At 53.2% G+C, this 25452-nt stretch carries 24 protein-coding genes; 10 read left to right on the top strand and 14 right to left on the bottom strand.

Annotated elements, in window-relative coordinates:
- Window positions 1–9: 9 nt before the first annotated feature.
- On the bottom strand, window positions 10–837 hold the full coding sequence (locus GT409_RS05795; protein WP_160627842.1) for a 5'-nucleotidase, lipoprotein e(P4) family: 828 nt from the start codon (window positions 835–837) through the stop codon (window positions 10–12).
- Between the two features lie 266 nt (window positions 838–1103).
- Entirely contained in the window at window positions 1104–3104 is a 2001-nt protein-coding gene (locus tag GT409_RS05790; protein ID WP_160627829.1) for a tRNA uridine-5-carboxymethylaminomethyl modification enzyme MnmG/GidA, read from the bottom strand.
- 295 nt (window positions 3105–3399) lie between these two features.
- Here GT409_RS05790 and GT409_RS05785 point away from each other — a divergent pair, with 295 nt between their 5' ends.
- The 4 genes from GT409_RS05785 to GT409_RS05770 are packed head-to-tail and all read left to right on the top strand — an operon-like array spanning window position 3400 to window position 6036.
- On the top strand, window positions 3400–3741 hold the full coding sequence (locus tag GT409_RS05785; protein ID WP_233231620.1) for a cupin domain-containing protein: 342 nt from the start codon (window positions 3400–3402) through the stop codon (window positions 3739–3741).
- A 24-nt stretch (window positions 3742–3765) separates the two neighbouring features.
- Window positions 3766–4431: a PAQR family membrane homeostasis protein TrhA gene (gene trhA, locus GT409_RS05780; RefSeq protein ID WP_160627827.1), complete on the top strand. Its 666-nt coding sequence runs from the start codon at window positions 3766–3768 to the stop codon at window positions 4429–4431.
- A 28-nt stretch (window positions 4432–4459) separates the two neighbouring features.
- Window positions 4460–4936, top strand: a complete 477-nt coding sequence (locus tag GT409_RS05775; protein ID WP_160627825.1) for a GNAT family N-acetyltransferase — start codon at window positions 4460–4462, stop codon at window positions 4934–4936.
- Between the two features lie 5 nt (window positions 4937–4941).
- Window positions 4942–6036 (top strand): M20 family metallopeptidase, encoded by a 1095-nt coding sequence (locus GT409_RS05770; RefSeq protein WP_160627823.1) that lies wholly within the window; start codon window positions 4942–4944, stop codon window positions 6034–6036.
- Between the two features lie 110 nt (window positions 6037–6146).
- Here GT409_RS05770 and prfA read toward each other — a convergent pair whose 3' ends face one another.
- From prfA to GT409_RS05750, 4 genes are all read right to left on the bottom strand, one after another.
- Window positions 6147–7232, bottom strand: coding sequence for a peptide chain release factor 1 (gene prfA, locus GT409_RS05765; RefSeq protein ID WP_160627821.1), 1086 nt, complete (start codon window positions 7230–7232; stop codon window positions 6147–6149).
- A 57-nt stretch (window positions 7233–7289) separates the two neighbouring features.
- Window positions 7290–7490, bottom strand: a complete 201-nt coding sequence (gene rpmE / locus GT409_RS05760) for a 50S ribosomal protein L31 (protein WP_160627819.1) — start codon at window positions 7488–7490, stop codon at window positions 7290–7292.
- A gap of 73 nt (window positions 7491–7563) precedes the next feature.
- Window positions 7564–8490, bottom strand: coding sequence for a radical SAM protein (locus tag GT409_RS05755; protein ID WP_160627817.1), 927 nt, complete (start codon window positions 8488–8490; stop codon window positions 7564–7566).
- A 475-nt stretch (window positions 8491–8965) separates the two neighbouring features.
- Window positions 8966–10198, bottom strand: coding sequence for an NAD-dependent DNA ligase (locus GT409_RS05750; RefSeq protein WP_160627815.1), 1233 nt, complete (start codon window positions 10196–10198; stop codon window positions 8966–8968).
- 160 nt (window positions 10199–10358) lie between these two features.
- Between GT409_RS05750 and hisH the strand changes: the two genes are divergently transcribed.
- The 3 genes from hisH to fusA all read left to right on the top strand — a co-directional run bounded on the left by hisH (window position 10359) and on the right by fusA (window position 14003).
- On the top strand, window positions 10359–10979 hold the full coding sequence (hisH, locus tag GT409_RS05745; RefSeq protein WP_160627813.1) for an imidazole glycerol phosphate synthase subunit HisH: 621 nt from the start codon (window positions 10359–10361) through the stop codon (window positions 10977–10979).
- 47 nt (window positions 10980–11026) lie between these two features.
- A complete protein-coding gene (gene hisA, locus GT409_RS05740; protein WP_269844984.1) occupies window positions 11027–11755 on the top strand; it encodes a 1-(5-phosphoribosyl)-5-[(5-phosphoribosylamino)methylideneamino]imidazole-4-carboxamide isomerase in 729 nt (242 codons plus the stop codon).
- Window positions 11756–11906: 151 nt separating this feature from the next.
- Entirely contained in the window at window positions 11907–14003 is a 2097-nt protein-coding gene (gene fusA, locus GT409_RS05735; protein WP_160627809.1) for an elongation factor G, read from the top strand.
- 92 nt (window positions 14004–14095) lie between these two features.
- Here fusA and GT409_RS05730 read toward each other — a convergent pair whose 3' ends face one another.
- Window positions 14096–14554, bottom strand: coding sequence for a thioredoxin family protein (locus tag GT409_RS05730; protein WP_160627807.1), 459 nt, complete (start codon window positions 14552–14554; stop codon window positions 14096–14098).
- Window positions 14555–14637: 83 nt separating this feature from the next.
- Here GT409_RS05730 and GT409_RS05725 point away from each other — a divergent pair, with 83 nt between their 5' ends.
- A complete protein-coding gene (locus GT409_RS05725; RefSeq protein ID WP_160627805.1) occupies window positions 14638–15246 on the top strand; it encodes a 3'-5' exonuclease in 609 nt (202 codons plus the stop codon).
- A 145-nt stretch (window positions 15247–15391) separates the two neighbouring features.
- Here GT409_RS05725 and GT409_RS05720 read toward each other — a convergent pair whose 3' ends face one another.
- From GT409_RS05720 to GT409_RS05710, 3 genes are all read right to left on the bottom strand, one after another.
- Complete coding sequence (locus tag GT409_RS05720) at window positions 15392–16189, bottom strand: ZIP family metal transporter (RefSeq protein WP_160627803.1); 798 nt, start codon at window positions 16187–16189, stop codon at window positions 15392–15394.
- Between the two features lie 20 nt (window positions 16190–16209).
- The gene (locus tag GT409_RS05715) at window positions 16210–17403 is read right to left on the bottom strand and encodes an FprA family A-type flavoprotein (protein WP_160627801.1); all 1194 of its coding nucleotides are present in this window, start codon (window positions 17401–17403) and stop codon (window positions 16210–16212) included.
- A 73-nt stretch (window positions 17404–17476) separates the two neighbouring features.
- The gene (locus tag GT409_RS05710) at window positions 17477–17914 is read right to left on the bottom strand and encodes a C-GCAxxG-C-C family (seleno)protein (RefSeq protein WP_160627799.1); all 438 of its coding nucleotides are present in this window, start codon (window positions 17912–17914) and stop codon (window positions 17477–17479) included.
- Window positions 17915–18282: 368 nt separating this feature from the next.
- Here GT409_RS05710 and GT409_RS05705 point away from each other — a divergent pair, with 368 nt between their 5' ends.
- Together GT409_RS05705 and GT409_RS05700 are read left to right on the top strand one after the other, a co-directional pair.
- Window positions 18283–18789 (top strand): arsenate reductase/protein-tyrosine-phosphatase family protein, encoded by a 507-nt coding sequence (locus GT409_RS05705; protein ID WP_160627797.1) that lies wholly within the window; start codon window positions 18283–18285, stop codon window positions 18787–18789.
- Complete coding sequence (locus tag GT409_RS05700) at window positions 18786–20042, top strand: MGDG synthase family glycosyltransferase (protein ID WP_160627795.1); 1257 nt, start codon at window positions 18786–18788, stop codon at window positions 20040–20042. The genes GT409_RS05705 and GT409_RS05700 overlap by 4 nt, the downstream gene beginning before the upstream one ends.
- On the opposite strand, the gene GT409_RS05695 is transcribed toward GT409_RS05700, so the two are convergent.
- From GT409_RS05695 to GT409_RS05680, 4 genes are read right to left on the bottom strand one after another with little or no spacing between them, the layout of a single operon-like run.
- Entirely contained in the window at window positions 20039–20920 is an 882-nt protein-coding gene (locus tag GT409_RS05695; RefSeq protein ID WP_160627793.1) for a hypothetical protein, read from the bottom strand. The genes GT409_RS05700 and GT409_RS05695 overlap by 4 nt on opposite strands.
- Window positions 20921–20973: 53 nt before the next feature.
- Window positions 20974–22932, bottom strand: coding sequence for an ABC transporter permease (locus GT409_RS05690; protein WP_160627791.1), 1959 nt, complete (start codon window positions 22930–22932; stop codon window positions 20974–20976).
- The gene (locus GT409_RS05685; RefSeq protein ID WP_160627789.1) at window positions 22929–24134 is read right to left on the bottom strand and encodes an efflux RND transporter periplasmic adaptor subunit; all 1206 of its coding nucleotides are present in this window, start codon (window positions 24132–24134) and stop codon (window positions 22929–22931) included. The genes GT409_RS05690 and GT409_RS05685 overlap by 4 nt, the downstream gene beginning before the upstream one ends.
- A gap of 1 nt (window position 24135) precedes the next feature.
- Window positions 24136–25407: a TolC family protein gene (locus tag GT409_RS05680; protein WP_160627787.1), complete on the bottom strand. Its 1272-nt coding sequence runs from the start codon at window positions 25405–25407 to the stop codon at window positions 24136–24138.
- Window positions 25408–25452 lie beyond the last annotated feature (45 nt).

Below are 25452 nucleotides of genomic sequence, written 5' to 3'. Positions count from 1 at the left end.
TCGGAACGGTTAGTCTTTTTCGAGGGACTTGATGGTTTGCAGCTGACGGCGTTTTTGGGCGGTTTTCTCCTGCCGGGGTAGACGATAGTTGTAATTATAGAGAGCTCGTTCCCAGTTTCCGTAGAGCGGATTGCTGATCATAATCCAGCGTGTACCCCAGTTTGCCTGATATTTTTCTGCCAGAAGAGCACGTTCGACTGCATCGGTTTTTCCTAAAGCGGTAAAGTCATTGTAGTCATCGCCGATCAGTAAAATAACTCGATGAGTTTCAGCAATCAGTGCGCGCCGCGGTGTTTTGTCTGAGCCCCACTCCGGTTGTTCATATTTGCACAGGACGTGATCAGCTTCGGTATCCGGGTCGAGAACCGCGCGAATATTTTTAAGGGTAGGCTCTTTCAGTTCACGGTTTGTTACATAAAAAAGAGCAATCCCCTGCCCTTTAAGGAACTCGATAAAATCTTTTGCTCCGGGAACCGCTTTTGCCTGAGCTTCCTGGACCCAGTTTTGCCACAGCGCGGGAGAAAATTCCTGCCCGGCTTCTATCAGACGGGCCTGAAATGGGGAATTATCCAGGACGGTTTCATCAACATCTACAATTACTGCGGGCGGAAGATCTTGGTAATCAGCAGGTTGTTCCAGTGCGGCGGTAATGGAACGGTCTCGCAATGCTTGCTGAACCCGCACGGATGCTGTTCGGAAAGCCTGAACCGTTGAAACCCGATATTCGGCAGAGGTTTGCATCCAAAGGACACCGTTGAGTGATTCCTCTGTGCGTACATTTTCTGCAAAGCTGATTGCTCCGCAGACCAGCAGGAAACGGATCAGTTGTTTAGTCATATCTTTCCTCTTCAAAAAGGTCATAACGCATCCGGTTCTGCCCGTCCAGTACGTGTCTTTCAGAAAAACCCGATTGCTGTAACGAAGGCCTAAATTGCATAGCAATCATTGTTCTTCATCTGTTCTGGTTTGCCATTCCTTGGAATGGCGATGTTGCACCGGTGTGGCGGTTTTTGAGGGTTTGGAATTTATTATAAAATCAGATTTTACAAGTCTTAAATATTTTTATCCGGATGTATATCCTGTTTGTTGATAACTTGTAATGATTATCGATTTGCCTTGATCCAGACGGACAGGATGGAAATATCGGCCGGGTTTACGCCGGATATGCGCGAGGCCTGACCGAGGGTTTCAGGAAGGATCTTCTTGAGCTTTTCGCGAGATTCAAAACGCAGGGCTGTAATTGCATCGTAGTCGAGATGCTTTGGAATGCGCATTTTTTCCAAAGACCGGGAGCTGGCAATGCGCCCCTGCTCCCGTTTGATGTAGCCCTCATATTTCACGGAGACTTCGACTTGCTCGATAACATCCGGCGGCAGGTCCGGTTTCTCGCCGGGAAGTCCGGCATAATTATTGCCCGGGCGGCGTAATGTCTGAGCCAGGGAGGAGCCGTCGTGGAATGTTTTTTCCAACCGGGCGATTTCAGTATCAATCTGTTTCTTTTTCGCTGCAGTTTCGGTCAGATCGGACTGTGAAACAATGCCCAGCTCTTTGGCGCGATCAAACAGGCGGAAATGTACGTTGTCCTGCCGGAGAGTCAGCCGGTGTTCGGCGCGGGAGGTAAACATGCGGTACGGTTCATCGGTTCCTTTGGTAACCAGGTCGTCGATTAAAACCCCGATATATGCTTCTGTACGGTCTAACACAAAGGCCGTTTCGCCCATAGCGCGCCTTGCCGCGTTGATTCCGGCAATAAATCCCTGTCCGGCGGCTTCCTCATAACCGGTTGTTCCGTTGATTTGGCCGGCAAAGAAGAGATTTTCAATCTGTTTGGTTTCCAGGGTGTGGAAAAGCTGGGTCGGCGGCGCATAATCATACTCAATGGCGTATCCGGGACGAATAAACGCCGCGTTTTCCAGGCCGGGAATGGATTGAACCATCTGGATCTGTATATCCTCCGGGAGGCTGTTGGAGGTTCCGTTTGGATAAATGCGGATATTGTTGCGTCCTTCGGGTTCAATAAAGACGTGATGTGCGGTTCGCTGTGGGAATTTGACGATTTTATCTTCGATGGAAGGGCAGTAGCGCACACCTGTTCCCTCAACCAGTCCGCTGTACAGGGAGCTTTTCCTGAGATTGTCGGCGATAATCTGGTGTGTCCGTTCGTTTGTGTGGGTCAACCAGCATGGGATCTGCGGCAAGCGCGCGGAGAGCAGAAAGTCCCGGTCAAATGCGTTTGCGCCGCGGGCAAACAGCTCGGACGCCCATTTGTTCCACGTGGAACACCGCTCCGGGGGCTGCTCCTGGGCGCCCATCGCGTTTTCTGAGGATGAAATGGGCGTGTGGCCCAGCAGATCCAATGTTCCACGTGGAACATCCCCGGCATTGCTTTCAGATTGTTCCACGTGGAACAGCCGGCGGGCGGTGCGGGAAAAAAACGGCGGCGGCTCGTCTCCCGGCTGAATCTGCATGTTTGAAAGATCGATGGAGTCCTTGTGAATTCGGGGTGGGGTGCCGGTTTTCATCCGGCCCAGTTCGAATCCCAGCGATTCCAGAGACGATGATATATCATCTGCGGATTTTTCCCCCCAGCGGCCTTCGTAGACGACTTCCTGGCCGATCATGACCCGTCCGCGCATAAAGGTGCCGGCGGTCAGCACCACGGTCTTTGCGGCCAGCTGTTCGTTGCCGTTCAGGAAGACTCCGCGCAGCTGTCCGTTTTCGGTCCAGATGCCGGTGGCCTCAGCCTCGATAATGTCGAGGTTCGGCTGCCCGGCAAGAACGGCCTGCATGCGGGCGGGGTAGAGGGCTTTGTCGCATTGTGCCCGATGTGCCTGAACGGCCGGACCCTTGCGGGTATTGATGGTTCGAAGCTGGATGGCGGTGAAGTCCGTGTTGCGGGCCTGTTCGCCTCCTAGAGCGTCTAACTCGCAGGTGATGTGTGATTTAGCAATTCCTCCGATGGAGGGATTGCAGCTCATGCGGGCAATGTAAGACTTGTCTATACTTAGCAGGCATGTTTTGGTTCCCATTCGCGCAGCGGCCAGTGCCGCTTCACATCCGGCGTGTCCGCCGCCGACCACAATGACGTCATATTGGTTTTTCATCTGTATATTTTCACAGCAATAAAACGCGGGGATTTCCCGGGATGAGCCGGCATTTCCAATGCCTGGAAAAACCTCTTTCCCCGCGTCTGTTGCGGCGACTCCTGTTTCCAATGTTTGGAGCATTTATTTCCGAATTTTCCAATGTTTGGAACAATACCATGTGCAGAGCAGCGTTCGCCGTATTTTCGCGAATTTCAGAAGGCACCGGTTTCCAACGGTTGGAAAATATCCAGAAGCCACCATACTACGCTTTCCAAACATTGGAATATTTTTAGCGGGAGAAAGGGCTGTATTCATGTTAATGCGTGTAGCGATGAATTTACTGGAAAAGATCCCGGAGAGTGCGTCGCAAGAGCTTTTGACAGAGCTGTTGAATGCAGACGGTGTCCGCATTGAGCGGATTGTGTCCTTTGGTCAGTGTTCGCCGGATGGGTTTTGGTACGATCAGGACGACCATGAATGGGTATTGCTTGTTGAGGGCTCTGCAACACTCGGGTTTGAGAACGGCCCGGGCCTCAATTTGAAACCGGGCGATTTTGTGAATATCCCGGCCGGACAGCGGCATCGGGTTGAAAAAACGGACTTAAGCGGCCGGACGGTCTGGCTGGCTGTTTTTTATGAAAACAAACTTAAATAATCTTTTTAAAAAAAATCCTCATTGATGAAAAAATACGAAAAACCGTTAAAAACGGATGAAAGGCATGAAACTCCTGCGGAGCATATTGCCAATGCGATTACGCATGGCTTGGGGTTTGGGCTGAGTGTCGCCTGTCTGGTTCTGCTGGTGGTCTTTGCAAGCTTGCGGCGCGGAGTCTGGGAGGTTGTCAGTTGCTCAATCTACGGTGCAACACTGGTGATTTTATATCTGGCATCAACACTCTATCACAGCATTCACATGCCGCGTGTCCGGCGGGTCTTGAATATTATTGATCATGCTGCGATTTACCTGCTGATTGCCGGAACGTATACGCCATATCTGCTGGTTCCACTGCGCGGAACGTTTGGGTGGAGCCTGTTCGGAGTGGTTTGGGGGATTGCCGCTGTCGGAATCGTGTTCCAGGCTTTGTTTATCAGTCGTTTTAAGATCCTGTCGACCTTGAGTTATGTGGCCATGGGCTGGATGGTGGTGGCCACGATAGTTCCGTTGCTGAAGGCGCTTCCGGTGATGGGGATTGTCTGGCTGGCGACTGGAGGACTGTGTTATACGCTGGGCGTTGTTTTTTATGTTTGGCAGCGGCTCAGGTTTGCTCATGCTATCTGGCACCTGTTTGTGTTGGCAGGCAGTATCTGCCATTTTTTCGGCATTCTGTTTTTTGTGGCAACTTAGGCTGAGTTGATGCGTAGAAGGGGGACGTATGGGGGACGCGATAGAGATAAATGTTCGAATTGCGACGATTGATGATCTGAGCGCTATTTTCCATCTGGGCGAAAGGGTGTTTACCTCTCAGGGTTTTTCTAACTTGTACCGGACATGGGATGAATATGAGGTGACCCATCTGTTCAACAGTGAAACCGAGCATGTTCTGGTGGCAGAAACGGATGATGAAACGGTGGTCGGGTTTGCAATGGGAACTGTTATTGATAAGGCGCGTTCTGCGTGGAGTTATGGGCACCTGCTGTGGCTTGGGGTTGAGCCGAAGTGTGCGCGGCAGGGAATTGCCGGGCAGCTTTTTGATCGTTTCCGTGAAATTATGGACGCGGAAGGCGTTCGGATGTTGATGGTTGATACGCAGGCAGATAACGATCCGGCAATCCGGTTTTTCACTCAAAAAGGTTTTGAAAATCCAACGGAACACGTCTATCTGACGTTAAATCTCGATAAGGAAGGCTGATTTTAATGGAGTTACGGACGAACCGTTCTCGTTTGCATACTCTTTTCAGAGATATGGTCGATTTGTACAGTCCGTCTGGCAAAGAGGAGGAGTTGAGCGATCTTCTCAAAGAACGCCTTCAGGCGAGTGGCTTGTCCGTGGTGAGGCAGTCAGTTGACGAAACCCGAGATAATCTGCTTATTTCTTCGGGGACCGGAATTCCTGATCAGCTTTTTCTTGGACATATCGATACCGTTCCTGCTTATGATATTGAACATTATGGGTTTATAGAGAAAGAAGGGCTGGTTCACGGCCTGGGAACAGCCGATATGAAAAGCGGCTGCGCCGCGATGATTGAGGCGTTTCTGAGTACAGCGGAGCAGGGGACTCTGCCGGATAATGTGCTGCTGGCCTTGGTGGTTGGAGAGGAGGAGGCCGGTGATGGCACACAGGCCTTACTGCAGTCGCGGTCATTTCAGACCGCTATCGTGGCCGAGCCGACCGATTTGAAACCCTGTATGGCGCATTATGGTTATGTGGAGCTGATCATACGCGCTTTTGGGTATCGACGCCACGCTGCGATGTCCGGTCGCGACACCAACGCGATTCACGCCATGCTGCGTTTTCTGATCCAGCTCGAAGATCGAATTGAAAGCAGTGAGCCCGAAACCGTGCTGAACATTCGCGATTTGCACAGTTCAGAGTCAGGGTTTGCTGTTCCGGACCGTTGCGCTGCCGCAATAGACCTTCATATTCCTCCGGGGATTCGTTCCTGTGCCTACGCGGAGGCCTTGCGCACATTTATCGATAGGGCACTGACCGGAAGCCGTGCCTCAAAATATGACGTTGAGTTTCCGACGCTGGCAGATGGTTATGAGATGGCGCGGGAATCTGCTTTGGCGCAGGAATTGAAACGAATTTTCCAAACCTTGGAAATGAATTGGGAGCCTGCTGCATTCAAAAGTCATTCGGATGCCAATTTGCTGCGAGATGCGGGATGTTTGTCGGTGATTTTGGGCCCGGGACAGCTTGCCAAAGCGCATACTCGTGATGAATCGGTCGATTTTGAACAGGTTGTCACTGCTGCGGAAATTTATACCCGGCTGCTAAACAACTCCTGAATCAGTTTTTGTTAATGAACGAAATGTCCCATACATTTAAATGTATGGGATAATGTATTTCATAATCCGTTAATAACAGACGGTTTGTATAAACTTATCCCCCAAAACCGTTAAATGGATTTTGTTTGAGCCTTGATCTTCAGCTCTACGTCATGTTCGTACAGAGCTGTGAAAATTTCATCAAGATCTCCGTCCATAACACGGTCGAGCTTATAGAGCGTCAAATTGATGCGATGGTCGGTGAGTCGGTTCTGAGGATAATTGTAGGTGCGGATTTTTTCGGAGCGGTCACCGGACCCGACCTGTGAACGGCGGGTTTCTGCCTGTTCCGCTTCAATGGCAGCCTGCTGCTGCTCATAAATTTTGGCGCGAAGCACGCGCATAGCGGCAGCTTTGTTTTTGTGCTGCGAGCGTTCGTCCTGACACTGTACGACGGTTCCGGTTGGAATGTGGGTGATTCGAATGGCGGAGTCGGTGGTGTTCACGTGCTGTCCACCGGCGCCGCTGGCGCGGTAGGTGTCGATTTTCAAATCTTCGTTTTTGATCTCGATGTCGACGTCTTCCACCTCGGCCAGCACTGCGACGGTGGCTGCGGAGGTGTGGATGCGGCCCTGTGTTTCTGTTTCCGGAACGCGCTGGACGCGGTGGGTTCCGCTTTCATACTTCAGGCGTTTATAGACGTCTTCGCCTTCTACAGAGAACACGACTTCTTTATAGCCGCCGACTTCTGACGGACTGACGTCCATTAATGAGAGTTTCAGTCCGTTGGTTTCCGCATAGCGGCTGTACATGCGGAACAGGTCGCCGGCAAAAATCGCAGCTTCATCTCCGCCGGTGCCCGCGCGGATTTCGATGATAACGTTTTTGGAATCAGACGGTTCCGGAGGAAGCAGGGCGACCATCACGGCTTTTTCAGCGGCAGGAAGCTTTTCTTCTGCCTCGGTCAGCTCCATTTCCGCCATTTCCTTCAGCTCTGCATCGGTGTCTGTATCTGCCAGTAATTCGCGGCTTTCAGAGATTGTATCCTGCAGGGCCAGAAAGATCCCGGCGGCGGCGGCAACGTTTTTCTGATGCATGTAGTCGCGCATCAGCATCTGCATTTTCTGCTGATCCGATGCCACACCCGGCTGCGACATTTCCGTTTCGAGCTCGGAAATGCGGACATGCAAATTATCGAGATAGGCTTGATCAATCATGGCCGGGCACAAAAAGGCCGGGCTTCATATGAAGTCCGGCGTTGCAAAAAGACGTTTCTACTTTCTTCCGTAGCGTTTGTTGAAGCGGTCAACACGACCTTCAGTGTCAACAAATTTAGCCTGTCCGGTAAAGAACGGATGACATGCGGAGCAAAGGTTCACGTGCATTTTCTCGACCGTTGAACGGGTTTTCACCACGTGTCCACAGGCACACGAAATCTCAGCGTCTTTGTATTCAGGATGGATATCTTTTTTCATTTTTCTACAGTCCTTGCTAAAAGAGCGGGCCTTTTAATCATAACCGGTCGGCCGGAGCAAGCCCTTTTTTTGATCACTTATACCAGTCTTCTCCGTTGCGCACCTCAATCTGAAGCTGGTTTTGCTCCACTAAGGGTGCCAGAGCCGCACGGATTCCTTCTTCATCTGAGCCGGAAATGGCGGCCAGTTGTGTCGCGGTTGCCGGATGGCGGTGAATCAATGCGGCCAGTGTTTCGGCATGAACCTCTTTTTCGTTGGCTGAGGAGACCGTGCCGAACGATGCAATGATCTCTGCCGGAGGTGTAAATAAGGGACAGAATGAACACAGGACTTTTTCAGAGACAGGCATTACACCGGTTTCAGCAGGTGGGCGAACAGCTGTATTGAGATGAATTGTATCCGGCTCAATCTCCCTGGCAAGCTCTGCGATCTGCTGCACCTGTTCGGGTTTCGAATTGATGCCTTCCATCAGGAAGACTTCCAGCCAGAGCTGCCCATTAAAACAGTTTCGGAAGTTTCGTTCGCCGGCGAGCAGGTCCGCAAAGGAAAGCCCGGAGGCCGGGCGGTTGATTTTTTGAAACGACGGTTCGTTCCATGCGCTCAGGCTGACTTTGACAATATCGGCCAGAGCGGTTTCTTTACAGACATCCGAGCGGTGGAATAATGTCCCGTTGGAAAGAACAATCACCGGAATTTCGGTTTTTTCCTTAATAAAAGCAATCAGTTCTCCGAGCCGGCTGTAGAGTGTCGGTTCGCCGGAACCGGCAAACGTGATGTAATCAGCACATCCATCCTGTGCCAGCCATTGCTCCAGTTCTGTACAGACGTCTTCGAACGGCACAAACTCACTGCGTTCGGTGATGTGGTACGTTGTGCAGCCGCACTGGCAGAAAATACAATCCAGCGAGCAGGTTTTAAACGGTGTCACATCGATGCCAAGCGAACGCCCCAGCCGTCGTGAAGGAACCGGTCCGAACAGATATTTATAATTTGTTTTCATGATCTACAGGTGAATAAGTCGCGGTTTTCAGTTTTCGGGTTCGAAACAGCCTGAACCAGTAGACAGGAGCAAAAACGAAATACTCAAACAGCCCAACCACAAAGTATACAGGATAAACCCATCGTGCAAACCGGGTCTTTGAATCAATTCCGGCTCGCAGAACTTCGCCGGTCGAGAAAACGTTCACAAAAGGCATATAATTGTTATAGGGCCCGGTGGCCGCACCGCATTCAGGACAAAACCAGCCTAAATGGTCCTGGGGAGTCAAGCAGTGATGACAAATGCAGATGGCATCATTCCTGTTTACCGCCTCTTGGTCTTCCTCGGGCCAAGGTTTGGGTGGAAGCGTACACCACCAGTCACGAATCACTGCACCTGGAGGTTTGCAGCTCCAGGCTTTAAAAATCTGTAGAAACCGGCTCATGATTGTATCTGCTGACCATACCGCACGGTTCCAGAGTTTGGAAACTTTTGCTTATTTTTTTGGCGGGTCGGGGATTTCAGATTCGCTGCCGGTTCGCGCAGAAAGGTTGCAGCTGACCACTTCCGGAACGCTTCCGCCGGCGCGGATGACGCGAATTTGGTCGCCAATCATCAGGTTCATGGCCCGGAGGTAATTCTGGTTATGAAGCGAAGCACGCTGAATGGTCGCCCCGTCGATTTCGACCGGTTCAAAAACGGCAACCGGCGTCAGTCTGCCGCTTTCTCCGCGTGTCCATTCCACGTTGAGCAGGCGTGTTTCTTTTGGCGTTTCTCTGTATTTTCGGGCCAGAGCGCCGCGCGGATGGTGCGCAGTGCGGCCGAGCTGCTTAAACACGGAACGGTCATCGATGCGTATGACGATTCCGTCTGTCAAAAAAGGAAAGGAGGGGCGTTGCTCATTCAGTAGGTCGATGGAGGCAGGAACATCGGCCGCGGGAACCGTTCGGCTTTCAATGACGGGGAGGCCGAGAGCGTTGATCTGCCTGAGGGCCTCTGTATGCGTTGACGGTTCTGTGTCGGAAGCAAGCAGTTCGAAAATCCGGATTTGAAGGCCGCGCCGGGCAATTTCGACATAATCATTCATTTGCAATGTTCCGGCCGCGGTGTTGCGTGGACTTTTCAGTGGCGGTTTGCCACAGGTTTTCCGGCGTTTGTTGAGTTTTTCAAAAGCGGGCAGCGGCAAAAAAGCTTCGCCGCGGACTTCCAGCCGGGAAGGAGCATTGTTTAATGCAGAGGGAACGGCGCCCGAGGCGAGAACCGCGGCGGTGACATCTGTTCCTGCTGTTCCGTCGCCGCGGGTGAGGGCCCGCGTGAGTAATCCGTCGTGATAGCGAAGAACAATCGTCAGGCCGTCCAGTTTCGGCTCCACACAATAGAGATGCTGGTGGCCGCATGTTTCCAAAAAACCGGAAACAAACTCACCCGAATAGGCTTTCTGCAGGCTGAGAACAGGAGAATGGTGGGCGATGCGGTCTTGCGAAGACGGCGGGGCGCCGACGCTGGGCGCTTTTGCCAGCTCGGGATAGTCGGTAATCAGCCGGTCATATTGTTCGCGGAGAGCGTCGTACGCGGCATCGCTCATCAGCGACTCGTGTTTATTATAGTACGCCTCGTCTGCCTGACGCAGGATTGCGTTCAGATTCTGAGCCTGTTGTTCTGCGGCCGGCGGGGCCGCCGCACAGGCAAGGTAGAGCATTGTCAGAAAAAACAGCACATGACGTAACATATTCAGGCCTCCTTTTCTAAACCGTTTCGTTTACATCAAGAATATATTATTCATAAATCATCATCAAAGATAAACGGGGCTGGATTTTTCCAATAGCTGGAAAAATTTAAGGCGCATTTTTCGTGTGTTTCGCCGACTTCGCGGTTACAACGTCCCCCTCATGAGCAAAATTGGAATCATAGATTACGGCATGGGAAACCTGGGAAGCGTGACCAATGCCTGTAAATTTCTGGAGCTGGACGCACAGATTGTGACGGTTCCGAAGCAGTTTGATGACTGCCGGGCAATTATTCTGCCCGGAGTCGGCGCATTCGGCGACTGCATGGCGCATCTCGTCGAGCATAACTTTGTTGATGCCATTCGCGGTTGGATTGATTCCGGCAAACCGTTTATGGGAATCTGCCTCGGCCTGCAGGCGCTTTTCCAAAGCTCAGAAGAATCGCCGGGCGTCGAGGGACTCGGGATTTTTGAAGGAACCGTAAAACGCTTCGACATAGCGCCGGAACTCAAAGTTCCGCAGATCGGCTGGAATGCGGTGACGCAGGCGCTGCCGGACTGCCCGATGTTTAACGGCATCGATGACCGCGCCTATTTTTATTTCGTGCACTCATTTTATGTGGCACCCGACGAAGCCTCCATTGTCGCGGGGCAGACAAATTATGGGATCGAATATTGCTCGGCGGTCTGGAAAGACAATGTTTTCGCCGCGCAGTTTCACCCAGAAAAAAGCCAGGCGGCCGGCCTGCAGATGTTTCGAAACTTCGGAGCGCAAAGCTGCTGAACCAAAGCGGCCCGTATTTGAGCGGCCGCTCTATTTAAGGAGATGTGATGATTACAATTATCCCGGCAATCGATTTGAAAGACGGCAAGTGTGTTCGGCTGAAGCAGGGCGTTGCGTCTGATGAAACCGTCTATTCGGATTCTCCGTCCGAAATGGCCAAGCACTGGCAGAAAGAAGGCGGGGAGTTCCTGCATGTGGTTGATCTGGACGGTGCATTTGACGGCAAGCCCGTGCATTTCGAGGAATTGAAGGCTATTTGCAAGACCGTCCATATTCCGGTTGAGATCGGTGGGGGAATTCGTACGGACGAAGATATCGAGAATCTGCTGGCGACCGGCGTGAGCCGGGTCATCCTTGGAACCCGCGCCTGCGAGCATCCGGAAGAACTGACGCGGCTGGTTGAAAAATTCGGCGGAGATAAAATCGCGGTCGGTATCGACGCGCGCGACGGTAAAGTGCAGACCAAGGGCTGGGTGGAAACCACCGATGTTAATGCGGTGGATCTGGCCAAAAAGGTCGACGCCGCGGGAGTCGGCACCATTATTTATACAGATACCAGCCGTGACGGCATGATGGACGGCGTGAATGCCTTTGAAATGGGAAAGATCTGTTCGGCGGTAAAATGCGACGTCGTCGCCTCCGGGGGCGTTTCGAACGTTGAAGACATCAAACGACTGGTGGCGCTCAACTGCGATAATTTGACCGGCGCGATCGTTGGAAAAGCGCTGTATGAGGAGACCGTGACGGTGCGTCAGCTCAAAAAAGCTGCAAAATAGTTTCCCGTTGTTGGTTTCTTCCGGGGTTTTTCCTCGTTCGGAAAAACTGAAAATTAACGTATTTTGCCTTGAAGGGATCGGGGCGAAACGCCATATTGCGCCGCTTTAATTTGAGGCATAAGGAAAAAATTATATACAAGAGGGCAGGATCATGGCCAGAAAAGTACCTTTAAAAAACGTTCGCAACATCGGGATTATGGCGCATATTGACGCAGGAAAGACCACTGTGTCCGAGCGCATCCTTTATTACACCGGTCGCTCCCATAAACTCGGAGAGGTGCATGACGGCGCCGCCACGATGGACTGGATGGAACAGGAACAGGAACGCGGAATCACCATTACCTCCGCCGCGACCACCTGCATGTGGAAAGACCACATGATTTCTCTCATCGACACCCCCGGTCACGTGGACTTCACCATGGAAGTGGAGCGCGCGCTGCGCGTACTCGACGGCGCAATCGCCCTCTACTGTGCGGTCGGCGGTGTTCAGCCGCAGTCCGAGACCGTGTGGCATCAGTCCGAGCGCTACGAAGTGCCGAAGATCGCTTTCGTCAACAAAATGGACCGCATCGGTGCGGATTATTTCGGCGTCGTCGAAGGCATCCAGAACATGCTCGGCGCCAACGCCGTTCCGGTGGTCATTCCGATCGGCGCTTCCGAGGATTTCGTCGGCGTCATCGACCTGATCCGCATGAAAGCCCTCTACTTCAACGAAGACGCGAAGGGCATGGAATGGGATGAAAAAGATATCCCCGCAGACCTTCTCGAGTCCGCCAAAGAGTGGCGCAACAACCTCGTTGAAAAGTGCGCCGAACAGGATGAGGCCATGATGGAAAAATTCTTCGAAGAGGGCGACCTCTCCGAAGACGAAATCTGGACCATTCTGCGCAAAGCCACCTGCGCCCGTGAAGTGGTGCCGGTCTTCTGCGGTTCCGCCTTCAAAAACAAAGGGGTTCAGCAGCTTCTCGACGGCGTCATCAAAATCCTGCCCGCTCCGAACGAAATTCCGCCGATCATCTGCACGAAGAACCCGGACAACCAGCGCAAGGTGGACGACAACGAGGTCTTCTCCGCGCTGTCGTTCAAAATTATGTCCGATAAGCACATGGGTAAACTGACCTATCTGCGCGTCTACTCCGGAACTCTGGAAGCCGGTTCCACCATCTGGAACAGCACCCAGCAGAAAAAACAGCGCATCGGCCGCCTGCTCCGCATGCACTCCAACCGCCAGGAAGCGATCGACGCGGCGGTGGCCGGTGACATTGTCGCGGTGGCCGGACTCGATGCCACCAAGACGGGGGATACGCTCTGCACGCAGGACAATGAGATTCATCTCGAGGCCATGGAGTTTCCGGCTCCGGTGATCAGCATTTCCATTAAGCCGGAAACGATGTCGGACAACGAAAAGCTCGGTGAGGCGCTGCACCGCCTGGCCGACGAAGACCCGACCTTCACCGTCTCCTTCGACCAGGAAACCAGCGAAACCATCATTTCCGGTATGGGTGAGCTCCACCTCGAAATCATCGTCGACCGTCTCAAACGCGAATTCGGCGTGGTTGCTGAAGTCGGACGTCCGGAAGTGGCTTACCGCGAAACCGCGACGGCGCCGAGCGAAGGCTCCTACAAGCACGCCAAGCAGTCCGGTGGTCGCGGTCAGTACGGTCACGTGGTGATGTCGCTTGAGCCGCAGGATCCGGGCAAAGGCTTCGAATTCGTCAACGAAATCGTCGGTGGCCGCATTCCGCAGGAATACATCCCGTCGGTCGAAAAAGGGGTTATCCAGGCGATGGAATCCGGTCCGTATGCCGGTTACCCGGTGGTCGACATGAAGGTCCGCCTCACCGACGGTTCCTACCACGATGTCGACTCCTCCGACTTCGCGTTCCAGATTGCCGGTCGTCAGGGCTTCAAGCAGCTCATGATGAAAGGCCAGCCGGAACTGCTCGAGCCGGTCATGTCGATTGAAATCACCACGCCCGACGAATACATGGGCGGCGTCAACGGCACGATCTGTCAGCGCCGCGGCCGCATTGAGTCCATGGACGAGCGCGGCGGCATGAAAATCGTCAAGGGATACGTTCCGCTGAGCGAAATGTTCGGCTACTCCAACACCCTGCGCTCGCTGACCCAGGGACGCGCCTCCTTCAGCATGACCTTCGAACACTACGAAGCCGTGCCGTTCTCGATCGCTGAAGACGTGGTCAAGAAACGCCGCGAGCAGGGTAAAGTCCGCGGCGGCGAGGAGTAAGTCTCCGTCTGCTGATATCGAAAAGCCGCTCCGGAATCCGGAGCGGCTTTTTCTTTTTCCAGGCGTCCCTGAAAACAGGAATGTTCCGGGAATTATTTCGCAATCGTGTTTTTGATCATTTTAATATACGGCCCAGCGCCGCCCTGCTGATAACCGGTGCGCTTAACAAGTTCGCCCTGCGGATTTAGAATGAGAACGGTCGGGAATCCCTGAATCCCATATTTTTTTGCCAGAGCATTATTTGCGGCCTTCTGTTGCTCAGGCTGTTCTTTGCTGCGGGGGAAATCTGCCAGCACTAAAATCAGATTTTCATCTGCATAGTTGATAAACTCCTCTTTTGAAAAAACTTCTTTGTCCAGTTTGATGCACCAGCCGCACCAATCGGATCCACTGAAGTCCACCAGGACATACTTGTTTTCGGCCGCAGCCTTTTTTAATGCGGCGTCGTAATCAGTCATCCAACCAGCTTCGCTGGCGGAAGCTTCCTGTTGGCATCCGGCCAGCAAAGCCGCAATAGCCGTAATGATAATCCATGATTTTGCTTTATGCATGAGGTCCTCCTTTTTCGTTTTCACGAGCATATCTGCTCAATAAATCCGTGCCAAGCACAGAAGCTTTCAGTATAAGAGACCCCATGGAATTTATAGCGTTCGATTTAGAAACAACAGGAATTCAGCCGAAGACGGATGCGGTCGTTGAAATTGGTGCGGTACGGTTCGATGGGGCAGAGCCGATTGGGACCTTTTGTACGCTCATTAACCCGGGGCGCCCGATTCCGCCGGAAGCTTCCGCAGTCAACGGGATCAGCGATGAAATGGTTGCGGAACAGCCAGCTATAGAAACGGTGCTGGCGGATCTTGCTGAGTTCTGCGGCGACTTGCCGTTAGTGGCTCATAATGCGCCGTTTGATTTCAAGTTTCTGCTCAACGCGGTTGAAACGCATAAAGCGAAAGCTCCGTCGGGGATTGTGCTCGACAGCTGCGCTCTTGCCCGGGTCGTCTTCCCCGGCATGATCAACTACAAGCTCGGCACCCTTGTTCAGCACTTCGGGTTTCCTTCCGGTAATTTTCACCGGGCGGAGGTCGACAGCGTTTATTGCGGACAGCTGTTTGCAAAAACGGTTGAGTCGCTCGAAAAGGGAGGGCAGTCTGCGACGGTTCCCGCATTGCTCGAATTGACCAAACAAACGCTCATGAAATTTCCGCAATATGCGGACCAGCCTCAGCAGCTGGGACTTTTTTAATTATAAATTCCGATCAACTCATTGAATCATTTGAATTTCGTTTTCGAGCCTCCGGTGTTCGAAAACCGGAACGGGCTGCAGAAGTAGCTCATATGTTTAATGGTGATTTGGCCGAGGTGCATATTGGTCGTTCTGGTTTCGGGAGTCAGCCCAGGGCGACGTCGAGCGTCATCATAATAGCGAATCCGAAAATGGCGCCCAGTGTTGCGAAGTCTGTATTTCCTTTGCGCTGCGCTTCCGGAATGAGCTCTTCGACACACACAAAAATCATGGCTCCGGCCGCAAACGCGAGCGCATAGGGGAGAATCGGGCGCATGGTAATCACCGCCCAGGCTCCCAGCACCCCGGCCATGGGCTCCACAGCTCCGGAGAGCTGACCGTACCAAAAGCTTTTGAACCGGCTGAGTCCTTCACGGCGCAGCGGCATGGCGACGGCGGTTCCTTCCGGAAAATTCTGGATTCCGATTCCGACCGCCAGGGCGATGGCTCCGCCCAGAGAGGCTCCGTTGATGTTGGCGGCCACGGCCCCGAATGCGACGCCGACCGCCAGGCCTTCCGGAATATTGTGCAGGGTGATGGCCAGCACGAGGAGCACGCTGCGCTGCCAGCCGGTATGGATTCCTTCCGCATCTTTCATTGCCATTCCGGGATGCAGATGCGGCAGGATTTTATCCAGCACATAGAGAAATGCACCCCCGCCGATAAATCCTGTGGTCGCCGGGATCCAGCTTCCGTGCGACATTTCAATTGCCGGAGCGAGCAAAGACCAGTAGCTGGCGGCAATCATGACGCCGGCGGCCATGCCGAGCAGGCCGTCCATCAGCTTCTGGTTGATCGATTTGGCAAAGAAAACAGGCGCGGCGCCGAGTGCGGTGACTCCCCATGTGAAAAGAGTCGCCAGCAACGCCTGCAAAACCGGATTCATTAAACTGAAAGATTGCATATATTTTTCAAACTCTGGAATTATGCTTTGATTGCCTTTGCAATGTTCCGGCCCAGTTCCACGCACTGATTGATATCGATCGCAGTCGGGCAGGAGCGGCATTCAACCACCGGTTCGATCAGGTTCCAACTGCCTTCTTCCGCAAATTTCACCAGCGAGTTGACGCCGCCGCCGGACCACGTGAAGGAGCCGAACAGTCCCAGTGTACGGTTCCTGAGCATTTTACGCTGTAGCATATCGATCAGGAACTGCATCGGCGGGAACAGGCCGGTGTCATAGGTCGGCCCGCCGAGGATCAACCCCTTATAGCGCCACGCATCACGGATCAGGAAGGAGAGGTGCGTGGTCGAAACATTATGGATTCGTACTCGGGATACATCTTCTTCGGACAGACCGCGCGCGACGGCTTCCATCATTTTTTCTGTGTTTCCATACATGGACCCATAAATTAAGGCGACTCCTCTTTCGGCTTCATGGCGGCTCCAGCGGTCATATTTTTCAATAATGTGGCCGGGGTTCGTGCGCCAGATCGGTCCGTGAGTCGGCGCAATCATCTGAATATCCAGTCCGCCGAGTTTGGCGATGGCTTTTTGCACCATCATTGAATATTTCCCGACGATGTTGGAAAAGTAGCGGAGGATTTCATCTTCGTAGAAATCGAGATCCAGCTCGTCGTCAAAAATGCCGCCGGTCATGGCGCCAAAGCCGCCGAAAGCATCGGCCGAGAAAAGAATTTTATCGGTTGTGTCATAGGTGACCATGGTTTCCGGCCAGTGCACCATCGGGATCAGGTGGAACTGCAGGACGTGTTTCCCGAGAGACAGCGTGTCGCCGCCTTTAATCACCTGGACGTTGTTCGTGATGCCGTAGAAGCTTTCCAGGAAACGGGCGGTTTTTTCGTTTCCGATGATGATCAGTTCCGGCCAGAGGGAGAGCAGGGCCTGGATGGCTCCCGAGTGGTCCGGCTCCATATGGTTGACAATCAGGTAGTCGAGTTTCCGACCGTCTTTAATCAGTCCCTTTACTTTACCCAGAAAGTCCTGCTCACTCTGAACTTTCACAGTATCCATTAATGCGGTTTTCTCGTCCAGAATCACGTAGGAGTTGTAGCAGACGCCGTGCGGCAGCGGCCACAGTCCTTCGAACAGAGAGGTATAACGATCGTTGGCTCCGACCCAGAAAATATCTTCACGCAGCGGAATGTATGAATCCATCAGAACTCCCTCCTAGTTAAAGACAGGAATTCATTCTAGCGTTCAGAAAGACTTCGTGAAGCATAATCGCAGTCTATGAACCGTTCAATTGGGCCTGATATTTCTCAACAATCCGGTCGAGACAGCGGGTACTGGCCTGAATTACCTGCAGGCAGCCCTCAGATTCTGTCCGGTGCATTTCCTTGAGCGGAGCGCATTCGTTGGATCCCATTTCTTTTTCAAACAGGTCGAAATATTCCTGAATAATGGTTTTGATCAGATTCGATTCATGCGCCCGGTCCTGAACGAACAGTTTGCCCAATGCCATTACGCCGCCGCTCAGTGCGCCGCACAGCAGTTCCTGTCCGCCGACTCCTCCGCCGAACCCGGATGCCAGCTTCAGCGCATCATGCGGCAGTTCCCAGCCATAGGTTTTGTTTGCTGCCGCCAGAACGCTTTCTGCACAGTTGAAATCCCTGTCGGAAAAGAATCCTGTTTCAATGAGCTGTTCTGTTTTCTTCAACGGTTCCATTTAAATCTCCTCAAATTCCGGGATAGACTATAAGGATTTACAAACATTGGAAAGTACAGTTCGGGAATTATCGGGTCGGCGTTCTTCAACTTCACCGCCGGAAAATAATGTTCCTTTCGTAAAATGCAGGAAACAGATTTTTTGCGTCAGAGGTACAGTATATCTGCGTGGCCAAACTATGCGGTTTTCGCTTTATTTAGCCGCTGAAATTTAATGATATCCACCCGCTTCCAGGACTGAACAGAAAAATAACAATATAGAACGAGATTCTTAGGCGGCTGGTTATTTTCTTTTTGTGTCCATTAGTGATGTGTTTTTAAATGATTTCTTTGTGACTTGAAGGCATTGCAGCAGTATAAACTTCGCTTATGTTTTGTTTCCGTAAAAAATTCCATTTGCTGGTTGTTTGTACCGCTAATCGCACACGAAGCGCCTATTTTGAAGGATATCTGCGGAATTATCTCAAGAAATACCGGCCCGAAGCCCTGAAAAAGCTGAAGATTTCTTCTGCCGGAACCCGGGCGGTTTCCGGCGGCCGGGTGAATGATGTGGTTGCTTTGATTGCCCATAAGAACGGATTCAGCCTGCGCGAACATACCGCAAGCCCTCTGACAGCCAAAACGGTGAAGGCGGCCGACCTGATTCTGGTGATGGAACAGGTTCACAAAGATCAGATGTTAAAAAAATTTCCAGAGGCAGAAGAAAAGGTGTTTCGTCTGATGGAATACGGTTGGCAGGGCGATGAGGAACCCGAAAAACTCGATGTACCGGACCCGACAGGTAAAAATGCCGATGATTTCAGGGAGTTTATTAACACCGCTCATGCTGAAGCGGATCGTCTGCTTCACGAACTGGTTCATCGGGAAATCATATGAACGGTCAATACAGGGTTCTGATCCTTTCTGTCAGCGCCGGAACTGGGCACCTGAGGGCCGCCGAAGCTTTGGAAAAAACAGCTCGCACGCATCCGGAGGTCGGCGAGGTGATGCACGTGGACGCCCTGCAGCACACCAACAAGGTGTTCCGCCGGTTTTACGGCCAGTTTTACATTGATCTGGTAAAAAGCGCCCCGGTTGTGCTGGGATGGTTCTATAACTCACAGGATGAGCCGTGGAAAACAGAAAAAATGAGGCTGATGCTCGACCGGATGAACACCGGCCCGTTGGTTCGGAAGATCAAAAATTTCAAGCCGGACATCACCATCTGCACCCATTTCCTGCCGGCGGAAATTCTGTCGCACCTGATGAAACGGGAAAAAATCGAAACCCATCTGGCTCTGACCATCACGGATTACCACGCGCACGCCATGTGGCTCTCTCGGGTTGTTCACCACTATTTTGTCGGAAATGAAGAGTCCAAAATGCAGCTCCAGGCCATCGGCTACCCGCCGGAGGCGGTGACACTTTCCGGGATTCCGATTGATCCGGTTTTCGCCGAACAGCGTGACCGCGATGAACTGCGTAGACAATACGGAATTCGCCGGGATCTGCCCCTGTTGCTCGTTTCCGCCGGAGCTCTCGGGGTCAGTTCGGCTGAGCGAATTGTCGAAGTGCTCAATACGGTAACCAGTTCCATACAGGTGGTGGTAATTTGCGGAAAAAATGAAAAGCTGCGACAAACGATCCTCAGTCAGGTGGAGGGCTGCCCGGCAGCTTGTGCTCAGTGCTCCTGTTCTACGCCTGGCCAGCGGTTCAGCATTCGTGTCCTCGGCTATACCAACGAAATGCACGACTGGATGAAGCTGTCGGATCTGTACATCGGAAAACCGGGCGGACTGACCACGGTCGAAGCTCTGAGCTGCGGATTGCCAATGGTGATTTATCAGCCCATTCCCGGCCAGGAGGAGCGCAACAGCGATTTCCTTCTTGAAAACGGAGCTGCGGTCAAATGCAATAACCTTGCCACGATGGCCTATAAGATCGATATGCTGCTGAAAAATCCGGAGCGCATGGCCAAGATGAGGCGCCGTGCCGCCGCACTGGGCTACCCGAATGCCGCGTCGACAATTATTCAGAAGCTGGTCGACGAATATAACACCGGTGAGGCCATTCGGATTCTCCGCCCGCGCAAACGGGACGAAATGAAGAAAAAGATCAATTCGATCAAAGAGAAGATCAAAAACGATTAACCGGATTTGAACTTCGGCCTGTCTCCGGCGTGTTCAAAAACAGAGAGTAAAAACAGTCCGGCTGCGCCGAGCCCCAGTGCACCGAGATAGAATCCCCAGTGACCGACTTGCTGGCGGAACACCAGAATGCCGCCGAGAACCGCAACGGTGTTGTTGACTGTTTGGGAAATCGGCATAAATCGCGAGGCGTTACGGCGTTGCAGTCCGATCTGCAGGCAATAATCTCCGAAAATATTAATCGGGGCAGCGAGCAGAACCGCAGCAATGCTCAGGGCCAGGTGCCGGTTCCATCCCCAGAGTCTCAACAGTGCAAAAAAAGAAATCGCACTTTGCATAAAAACCGCTGCCAGCCCGTACAATGCTCCGGAGATGAATCCCCATGCCGTAGGATGTTTTGAAACCTGAGTGAACAGCAGCAGAGTCAGGGCGGCGACGGCCAGCGTGAACAGCAGCAGGCTGAGCAGCGTCGAGCGCTCGGTAATGCCGACCTGGACATTTGAGACATCACCGAAAGCGATCAGCACGGGCATGAGAATCAGCAGGGCAATGCCGATCCATGCTCCGGAATGCAGCTGTTCATGAAGCATGCGGTGCGATACAAACACCAGAACAATGAATCCAAACCCGTAAAGCGGCTGCACGACGGCCACGCCGACCAGGTCCAGCGCAATAAAATAGGGGATCAGTCCGATACAGCCGACAACAAATCCCCAGACCCATCGGCGGTTGGCAATCAACTGCTTAAAAGAGGTCCACCAGTTGTGAAATGACAGTTTTGGAATTTCATTCAGTGCGGATTTCTGGAGCAGGGGCGAGAGGTTGAACAGGCACATGGCCAGCATGGCCATGACAATTCCGATGAATGTTTCCAGAAGCATGCAGCATTTATTGCATATTTCTTCTTCCAGAGCGAGCTTCGGGCTTGTCCCGGCTATTCATATCGCAAGGCTTCAATCGGGTTGAGCCGGGCGGCTTTGCGGGCCGGCCAGATGCCGAAAACAATGCCGATGACTGCGGAAAACACAAATGCGAGGATGATGGAGTTCTGGGTAATCAGCACTTCCAGTCCACTGGTTTTTTCCGTAATCAGACTGGCAGCGACACCGAGAAGAACGCCGAGGAATCCGCCGAAGAAGCTGATAATCAGCGCTTCGATCAGAAACTGCATCATAATATCCTGCCCGCGTGCGCCGAGCGCTTTGCGCAGGCCGATTTCCCGGGTTCGCTCGGTGACCGATACCAGCATTATATTCATAATGCCGATCCCTCCAACCACCAGTGCGATGGAGGCAATTCCAGAGAGAAGAATCGACAAAACGTCCCCCGTGGAAGAAACGGTTTCCTGAATTTCGGTCATGTCGCGAATATCAAACGGATTTTCGCGGGTGCCGGTCCGGTGGCGATGGGCCATCAGCGCAAGGATGTCCTTCTGTGCCTGTTCCAGATTGTCCGATTCATCGACCTGGATTTCAATCCGGTCGACATATGTTTTACCAAACAGGCGGCGCATGGCGGTCGTGGACGGAATAATGGCTGTGTCGTCATAGTCCCGGAAGCCGCTGCTTCCTTTTTCCGGAAGCACACCGATCACTGTAAACGTCTGACGGTTGATTTTAACCTGTTGCCCAACCGGGTTGGCTCCACCAAACAGTTCTTTCACAGGAGTCAGCCCAAGCACGCAGACCCGGGACCGGTTACGCATTTCCGCTTCCGTGAAAAACCGGCCGAGCTGCGGCTGGTTGGAACGCATAATCTCGTATTCCGGATCCACTCCTTCCACGCGGCAGTTCCAGTTTTTGTTGCCGGCCTTCAGCTGCGCATTGCCGCTGACCGTGGAGCTGGCATAGCTGACATGCGGCACCTGCTCGCGAATGGCCTTGGTATCTTCCTCTTCCAGTCGCGACACGCTTCCCGACGCCTGCCGGACTCCGCCGGACATGCGTCGTTCCGGCATCAGCATCAGCAGGTTGGTTCCCAGCTGCGAAAGCTGATCTTCAATCGACTTTTTGGCGCCGGTTGCCAGAGCCACCACCGCAATAACCGCCGCTACTCCGATCATAATTCCCAGAGCGGAAAGCGCGGTCCGCACCTTGTTGGACAGCAGGGATCGGAGCGACTGCCTCAACAAGACTTCACCTTCGCGCAGCGATTGAAAAACGGATGTTTTCCGAACCTTGGAAGAATTCTTGGACGGAACATTTTCCGGCACCTTCGGTGCATCAGGATTCGGTGTGTCTGACAGGATTTTCCCATCCCTGATTTCAATAATGCGCTGAGCGTGATTCGCCACATCCGAGTCGTGAGTTACCAGAATGATCGTGAGCCCCTGTGCGTGCAGCTCGCTCATTACCTGCATAATTTCCTTCGCACTTTTGGAGTCGAGGTTTCCGGTCGGCTCGTCGGCAAAAATAATGGAAGGATGATTCACCAGAGCCCGGGCAATGGCCACGCGCTGCTGCTGTCCGCCGGAGAGCTCGTTGGTGTGGTGCGACATCCGGTTGCCCAGCCCGACCAGCTCCAGCTTTTCCCGCGCGACATCCTGGCGCCGGCCGTTGCGGGCATAAATCAGCGGCAAGGCCGCATTTTCCAGAGCGCTCGTTCGTTTCAGCAGGTTGAACTGCTGGAAAACAAATCCCATCACCCGGTTTCGGAATGCGGCCAGTTCATTTTCTGAAAATTTTGTGACGTCCGTTCCGTCGATCTCAAAGGTTCCATCATCCGGGACATCAAGCAGGCCCAGAATATGCATCAGGGTTGATTTTCCGGACCCGGACGCGCCCGTAATGGCGACGTATTCACCCTGTTTGACCGAAAGGGAAATCCCGTCGAGCGCGCGGACTTCCACTTTGCCCATTTGATAGGTTTTGCGAAGATTTCTGATCGTAATCATCTACGCGATCCTCCGCTGCGCGGTCTGGGCATGAACAAACTTCCGCCGTTGGTTTTGCCCGATCCGAGGCTGATCTTCGGAATCAGTACGCGGTCGCCTTCTTTCAGTCCTTTGGTGATTTCGATGTAAGTGCCGTCCGAGACCCCAGTTTCAACTGCAGTCTCTGTCGGACTGACCATGCTGCCGGTCAGTACATACGACTGCTCAGCAACTGCCGGGGCTCTGTGGGTGGGCGCCTTTGTTCCGCCGGGGCGCATCGCTCCCGATCCTTCGCCCGGACCGCCGCCGGCAAAACGCTGGAGACGTTCCTGAATTTCCGTATCCGAAAGTCCGCGCTCACGCATCCGCTTTACGATGGCGGCCTTGCGTTCGTCCGGGTTCATGCTTTGCAAGTGTTCCCGGAGGTTTCCACCGCCGCTCTCTCCGGAGGCAGCAGGAGCGGAACTCTGTACAGCCTTCTGCTGAATGGCAGATGCGGGCAGCGTCAGGGCGTTTTTGCGTTCTTCAATAATGACCTCCAGATTGGCCGTCATGCCGCTGCGGGCAAAAGAAGGCAGATTCACCGGGCGCACATCCACCTCATACATGGTCACGTTGCTGATCGTTTTGGCGTTGTAAGCAATCTTTTCCACGACGCATGGGAATGTTTTTTCGGGGTAGGCTTCCAGAGTCACTTCCACCGTCTGGCCGACCTGGATCTGGCCGATATCGGTTTCATCCAGATTGGCGACCACAATCAGGTCGTCGGCAATCACAACGATGGAATCGCTGGAGCTGATTGTCTGCCCGGGCTCAAAATCCCGGGCGATAATGGTTCCTCCCAGCGGGGAAATCAGCGGTGTGGGGTTATACAGCTCCTGCCAGTATTCCAGTTCTTTCTGGCTTTTTGCGAGCGCGGCATCGAGCAGGGTGGCGCGTTCGGTCGAGCTCACCCATCCGAGAATCTGTCCTTTTTCAACGGAATCGCCTTCATCAACCAGCAGTTTTTCGAGTCGTCCGGCAATCGGGGAGATCACTTTCAGCCGGTTGCGCGGCTCCACCTCGCCGGTGGATTCCACGGTCGTTCGCAGGTCGCGGCGCTCGACCGTGGCGGTGTCGTATGCAGGCCCGCTTACGGCTTGCTGAGTGAGGCTTTTGTGCCGGTAATAGCCGCCTCCGGCCAGAATCAGCAGAACGATAAACCAGAATATTGTCTTTTTCATATCAGTTACTTTCCTCGGTGGTTGCCCAGACGCTTTGTCCCAGTGCATTACGCCAGTTCGCCTCCTGTACGGCAGCGGCCCGCTGCCGCTGCAGATGCAGTTTGTTTTGGGAAATCAGGTTGCTTTCGATTATGTCCCAGTCTTCATAATCCAGCAGGCCCTGTTTGTACTTGGCCGTTGAAATCTCGGCACGGAGAACTTCTGCATCCAGCAGGGTTTTCTGCACCTCGGCGTATTCCACGGCATCGGTGTAATTGTTCCAGGTGCCCTGTAACGAGGCCATGATGGAATTGCCGGTGTCGATCAGATCCATTTCCGTCTGAATCACCTGCTCGTTGGCAGCCAGGACTTCGCTGGTCAGCCGACGTCCGGTGAACAGCGGAATCGATGCGCTCACACCCATACTCCAGCTTTCATCCCGCAGGTCCTGTTCTCCGGCAAGTCCGGTGGACGCGCTTAATTTGATTGAGGGGAAGCGTTCGCTGCGCGTCACAGTCAGTCCCTGCCGGGCTGACTCCACCTGTTTTTCGGCAATGAGATAATTCGGCGTTTGCCGGGTCAGCACCTGCAGGTTGGCAAGCGGATCCGGACTGGTAAAAGACAATGCACCGGCGACTCCGGCGATCGGCTCAATCCGGCCAATGGCTGCCGAAAGGTTTTTCAGGGCGTAATCCAGAGATCGGTGGGCTTCCCGCTCTTCAAACTCCGCCTCTTTCAGCTGGGCCTTGCTGCGTGCCAGCGATCCGGCGTTTTCCCGTCCGCCGTCAAAGCGCAGCTGGATCAGTCGCACGTTGTTGGCGCGACGATCGGTAATTTTTCGGGTCAGATCAATCAGCTCCTGAGCATATAGAACATCGATATAGGCCAGCCGGGCCTGCTGCTCAATATCGGAAAGAGTTGCCCGGTACTGTTCCTTCCCGATATTCAGCCTGATCAGGGCCTGTTCTCGTCTGGCCGTGTTGGCACCGCCGGAGTAAAGCGACTGCGACAGACTCAATCCGGCCGAGGTGCTGTCCTGTTCTTTTGATGCGGAATCATCGGCCCTGCTGCCGGATTTGGTGTGTTTTGCAGAGGCGTTAATCTGAGGCAGAAACCCGGCGGTTGCGGCAACCACATTATGCTGCAGTTCCCGCACGGCGGCCTTGGCGGAAATCATGTTCGGGCTGTAGGTTTTGGTTTCCTTAAGGCATTGGTCCCATGTCAGAACGCCGTTGGTCTGGGCGGCAAGCTGCCCGCATATTGCAAGGGTTGCCGTCAGATAGATGATTTTCATAACCGATGTCTCCACGGGATTTCAAACAGGCTGGATACAAACACC

The sequence above is a fragment of the Tichowtungia aerotolerans genome (genome assembly GCF_009905215.1).
Taxonomy (GTDB): domain Bacteria; phylum Verrucomicrobiota; class Kiritimatiellia; order Kiritimatiellales; family Tichowtungiaceae; genus Tichowtungia; species Tichowtungia aerotolerans.
This window is presented reverse-complemented; position numbering and strand designations above follow the sequence as displayed.